General features: G+C 64.5%; 5 protein-coding genes and 1 pseudogene. 3 read left to right on the top strand and 3 right to left on the bottom strand.

What is annotated here, in order from left to right; all coding sequences use genetic code 11:
• Nucleotides 1–880 (top strand): AI-2E family transporter (locus ACOJSJ_RS03860; RefSeq protein ID WP_420143672.1); only part of this gene is annotated, 880 nt, incomplete at its 5' end.
• A 295-nt stretch (nucleotides 881–1,175) separates the two neighbouring features.
• Nucleotides 1,176–1,511, top strand: coding sequence for a hypothetical protein (locus tag ACOJSJ_RS03855; protein WP_420143671.1), 336 nt, complete (start codon nucleotides 1,176–1,178; stop codon nucleotides 1,509–1,511).
• A 337-nt stretch (nucleotides 1,512–1,848) separates the two neighbouring features.
• On the opposite strand, the gene ACOJSJ_RS03850 is transcribed toward ACOJSJ_RS03855, so the two are convergent.
• Nucleotides 1,849–2,403, bottom strand: a complete 555-nt coding sequence (locus ACOJSJ_RS03850) for an FKBP-type peptidyl-prolyl cis-trans isomerase (protein WP_420143670.1) — start codon at nucleotides 2,401–2,403, stop codon at nucleotides 1,849–1,851.
• Nucleotides 2,404–2,482: 79 nt separating this feature from the next.
• A complete protein-coding gene (rpsU, locus tag ACOJSJ_RS03845; RefSeq protein ID WP_056686590.1) occupies nucleotides 2,483–2,689 on the bottom strand; it encodes a 30S ribosomal protein S21 in 207 nt (68 codons plus the stop codon).
• Nucleotides 2,690–2,914: 225 nt separating this feature from the next.
• Here rpsU and ACOJSJ_RS03840 point away from each other — a divergent pair, with 225 nt between their 5' ends.
• On the top strand, nucleotides 2,915–3,673 hold the full coding sequence (locus tag ACOJSJ_RS03840) for a class II aldolase/adducin family protein (RefSeq protein WP_420143669.1): 759 nt from the start codon (nucleotides 2,915–2,917) through the stop codon (nucleotides 3,671–3,673).
• Nucleotides 3,674–3,679: 6 nt separating this feature from the next.
• Here ACOJSJ_RS03840 and ACOJSJ_RS03835 read toward each other — a convergent pair.
• Nucleotides 3,680–4,721: pseudogene (locus ACOJSJ_RS03835) on the bottom strand (hypothetical protein); the annotation flags it as partial.

Below are 4,721 nucleotides of genomic sequence, written 5' to 3'. Positions count from 1 at the left end.
GCCGATTTCGCGGGGCTGGCGGCTGACGATCGTGCTGCTGGGCGCGGTCGCCTTCATGGCCTATACTTTCTACCTGACAGGCACCAGCCTGACGCAGCAGGCGCAGGCGATGCGCGGCATCGTGGAGGCGCAGGTCGGCCGGATCGGCGGGTGGATGCAGCAGTTGGGCATCACCACGACGCCCGATGACCTCAAAAGCCTGGCAAGTCAGGCGATGAGCAGCATGGGCCGGGTGACGGCGGCGGTCGGCACGGCCGTGGGCGCGGTGACCAGCGGGGTCATGATGCTGGTGCTGGCGATCTTCATCGCGGTGGAACCCAAGCTGTACGAACGCGGCGTCGCATGGATGCTGCCGATGGGCAAGCGCGCCCATTTCTATGCCATCGCCGACAAGATGGGATGGACGCTGCGCCGCCTGATGTTCGGGCGGATCATCGGCATGGCGGTAGAGGGCGTGGGCACGTGGTTGCTGCTGTGGGCGGGCGGCGTGCCGATGGCGGGCCTGCTGGGCATATTGACCGGCCTGTTCGCGTTCCTGCCCAATATCGGATCGATCATATCGGGCGCCCTGATCATCATCGTCGGCTTTTCGGGCGGGACCAATGTCGGCCTCTATGCCTTTGGCGTCTATATGGTGGTGCAGATCGTCGACGGTTACCTGATCGTGCCGATGGTGGCGAAGCGGGCGACCGACCTTGCCCCCGCGCTGGTGCTGGCGGCGCAGATCCTGTTCGGCGCGCTGTTCGGCATCATGGGGCTGTTCTTGGCCGACCCGATCGTCGCGATGATCAAGGTCTATCTGGAGGAACGGTCCAAGGCGCTGAAAGAGCGGAACGACGTGAAGGCGCAGAAGCGGCTGGCGGGCGACGCGGCGGCTTAGAACGGTTTTCGATCCGATTGGATCAGATGACCGCTGTCAGTCTTTTGTTTCCCCGCGATTTCTGAACCAGCGATCGGTTCCGATCGCCTGGAAATCGCTCTAACTTCGCACATTTCCCGCTTATCCTGAAATTTTGAAACAAGGTTCGGACATTTTCGGTCGTGGGCCGGAGCAGATGGCCGCGCCCATCCTATCCGCCCGTCCGACTGTAGGACATCGGCGCGGAACAGCAGCCCCTATCCAGCCATTGTCTTTATGATAGGCTGAACAACGGCTGCTGGAGAGGATTCGTCGCATGAGCGCACATCTGGACAAGGAAAAGAAGCTGCATTTCGACCTGACCAATGTCGGGTTGCGGGCGCAGGCGACCGCCGTGGGGCTGTTGCAGCTGTGCCGCGAACTGCGCAGCGCGGGCGTTCTGGACGATGCCGCGATCGACCGGATCAAGGGCGCGATCGCCTGCGACATCGAAGTGTCGGCGCCGCGTTCGGTCGCCAGCCCCGAATATCGCCGCGAGGTCCGCACGCGGTTGGACAAGCTGTTCGCCGGGGAAGAAAAGATCGGCAACGCCAGTGCGCTGGCTTTCGGCATCGACCCCAATGGCGAACAGGTCTGTCAGGGGCACGCCTGAGCCTGAGCGGCGACTGGGCTGAACAGGGATTGGGCTGCGCGAGAGTAGATCAGCGCGGCGACTGGAGAGTGCGTGCCGCGCTTCTCGACTCGCTCGAAGCGAACGGGGGAATAGGCGTGCCTGTCCCGTATCCCGATTCGATCAGGCATGTGAGCATGATTTCGATGGAATGAATCGGATCATCCTCGCAATGCCCTTTGTTCACCACATCTCACGATCCGCCATCTGAGCCCGATGACTTCAATGCTCCCAAAGGGCAGGACATAAAAAAAGGGGCCGTCCGGCGGACCCTTCTTCTATTCTGACTGGCTTTGTCCGTCTTTGCCGGGTCGGCTTTTTACTGGCCGCCGTGCGGCGGCATCGCGCCCTGCATCTGCTGCTGGAGCTGCATCAGTTCCGCCTTCGACTTATAGTCGTGCAGCGTGACGTCGAACACCAGCACCGAACCGGCCGGGATCGGGCCGGCGGCCTGATCGCCATAGCCAAGCTGCGGCGGAATCCACAGGCGATACTTGCCGCCCTTCTTCATCTTTTGCAGGCCTTCCGAGAAACCCGGCACGACGCCGTCGATGGGCATCGGCGCCTGCGGATTTTCGTCGAACACCGTGCCGTCGAGCAGCGTGCCCTTATACCCCACCAGCGCCACGTCGGCGGTGGTCGGGCTGGCGCCGGTGCCTTCCGAAAGAACCTTATACTGAAGGCCCGACTCGGTGGTCACCACGCCATCGGCATGGGCATTCTGCGTCAGGAAGGCAGCAGGCGAAGGCTCGACATGCTGCTGTCCCGCCCATGCGAGGCCGCCAGCGGCCAGCGCAACGGCGGCAATGCCGATCCAGAGGCGCGTCAACGACCCCTTTGCAATGGGACGAAGGGGAACGGCCGTCGTGGACATGGGCGATGCCTCGTTTTTATGGGCAGAAAAGCAGCTTCGAGATAGGAACGGGGCAGCGAAAAACCACCCCGGACGGCGCTTACTTCGCGCCGTCGCGCTCGGCGCGCTTGCGTTCCATCTTGCGGGCGCGGCGAACGGCGGCAGCCTTTTCGCGGGCGCGCTTTTCCGACGGCTTTTCGTAGTGACGACGCAGCTTCATTTCGCGATACACGCCTTCACGCTGCAGCTTCTTCTTGAGCGCGCGAAGAGCCTGGTCGACATTATTGTCGCGAACGATGATCTGCATAAGTCCGTCAATCTCCAATCGAAAACGAGCGGCACGCCGGGACTTTTACATCCTTCCCGACGGGCCGACCGAATAGCAAAGCCAGTGAGTCGTCGCAGGTCACCCTGCGCCATGTGGGCGGCGCCCTACCAGCGCCTCCGCGCAAATTCAACCCTAAAGGGCCAAAACTCGACATTCGCGGCATGTCGGGCGATAGTGGTGCGATAAAGATACAGGAGGATTGCCATGGCCACAGCAGCCAGAAAGCCCGACATGTCCACCGCCGAATGGGAGGCGCGCCAGCAACTGGCCGCCTGTTACCGGATATTCGACCATCTGGGATGGTCGGAGCTGATATACAACCACATCACCCTGCGCGTGCCCGGCGAATCGGGGGCTTTTCTGATCAATCCCTTCGGCCTTGGCTATGACGAGGTGCGCGCGTCCAACCTGGTGAAGATCGACATTGACGGCCATGTGCTGGACGGCAGCCCCTATCCGGTGAACCGGGCGGGCTTTACCCAGCACAGCGTGTTTCACCGGCACCTGCCCGACGCCCATTGCATCATCCACACCCATACGACCGCAGGCATGGCGGTGAGCAGCTGTGCCGAAGGGCTGCGCCCGATCAGCTTCTACGCCGCCGCCTTCATCGGGCGAATCGCCTATCATGATTTCGAAGGGGTCACGATTCGGCCGGAGGAAGGCGACAGGCTGATCGATCATCTGGGGCAGCGACGGATCATGATGCTACGCAATCACGGGACGCTGGTGATGGCGCCGACTCTGCCCGACGCCTTTGTCCAGCATTGGGCGCTGCAACGGGCCTGCGAGATTCAGGTGGCGGCGGGTTCGGCGGGGACGCCGGTCGACATTCCCGCCGATGTGATCGCCGTGCATCAACGCGACCTGTCCGCCATACAGTTGCCCGTGGGGCCGGGCGTGCCCGATTTTCAGGCGATGCTGCGGCGGATCGATCGGATCGACCCCAGCTGGCGCGAATAGGCCGGGTCAGTTGCCGGTATAGAGTTCGCCCACCGACAGGCTGGCCCGCCCATCCGCCTGCGCCAGCAGATCGCGAATCGGCGCGACGAGGCGCAGGGCGGCGCGCTGACCATCCACGGTGCGCAGCAGCAGGCGGAAATCGTCCGGCGGCTGCGGCGTCACCAGCGCGACGACATGGTCCGCGCCAAAGGGGGCGACGACCTGATTGTCGAGCACGGGCAGCGTCTGCCCCGGCGACAGGCGACCGTCGCCATCCGCATCGGTCAGTGGAAAGAGTCGCTGGACCGTGCCGTCGGACGCGATGTCGAAGACGGTGGCGTAGCGGGGCGTGGCGGGCGCCTGCGCCACCGCCTTCGTCGCGTCCGACGGGGTCAGGGCCAGCGTGACCGGCGCGCCGGAAGGATAGCGCGCGCCATTGTCGAGCGGGCCGATCATCAGCCGGGCGGCATATTCCGACAGGAGCGGGCGCAAAGCCTCCACCGCCGCCCATTTATCGATGATGCCGCGCACCTGCGCCGGGGTGGTCACATTCTGCGCCACGACATCCCCGGTCCGGCGCAGCATCGCCTGCGCCCGCGCATCCCAGATGAAGTCCGCGCCCTGCCCGTCGGTCAATATGCGCCAGGGATGGTCGCCGCTGACGCTGGCGCGGGCCTTGAGATCCGCGACATAAAGGCCGGGCAGCGGCGGCGGCGCGGGCGGGGATGGCGGCGGGGCGACGGTGGCGAACAGCCCCTGCGCTTCGCGACCGGGCGGGATGATGGTGTTGCTTTCCTGGCGGTTGCCGCTGAGCCCGCGCACCTGAACATTGAGATAGGCGCCCAGTTCGCCGATCGACACCGTGCCGTCGCCATCCTGATCGGCGGCGACGCCCGCGCCGTCGGCGCGCGGCGTCGTCAGCCCCTGTTCGAAGGACCAGGTCAGGAAACCGCGCGTCGGCGCGCCTTCCACCGGCAGCGCATTTTCCCACGCGATCTGATCGTCGCGCGCGGCGCTGATGTAGAAAAGATTGGGCAGGTCTTCGCGCGCCGCACTGGCGGCGGCATCC

The sequence above is a fragment of the Sphingobium sp. genome (assembly GCF_048594625.1).
Lineage (GTDB): Bacteria > Pseudomonadota > Alphaproteobacteria > Sphingomonadales > Sphingomonadaceae > Sphingobium.
Note: the sequence above shows the minus strand (reverse complement) of the source record. Positions and strands in the feature narration are given on the sequence as shown.

Bases quoted from the DNA above. Each gene is read 5' to 3' on its own strand.
- ACOJSJ_RS03855 (WP_420143671.1), top strand. From the start codon at position 1,176: ATGAGCGCACATCTGGACAAGGAAAAGAAGCTGCATTTCGACCTGACC.
- ACOJSJ_RS03850 (WP_420143670.1), bottom strand. From the start codon at position 2,403: ATGTCCACGACGGCCGTTCCCCTTCGTCCCATTGCAAAGGGGTCGTTG.
- rpsU (WP_056686590.1), bottom strand. From the start codon at position 2,689: ATGCAGATCATCGTTCGCGACAATAATGTCGACCAGGCTCTTCGCGCG.
- ACOJSJ_RS03840 (WP_420143669.1), top strand. From the start codon at position 2,915: ATGGCCACAGCAGCCAGAAAGCCCGACATGTCCACCGCCGAATGGGAG.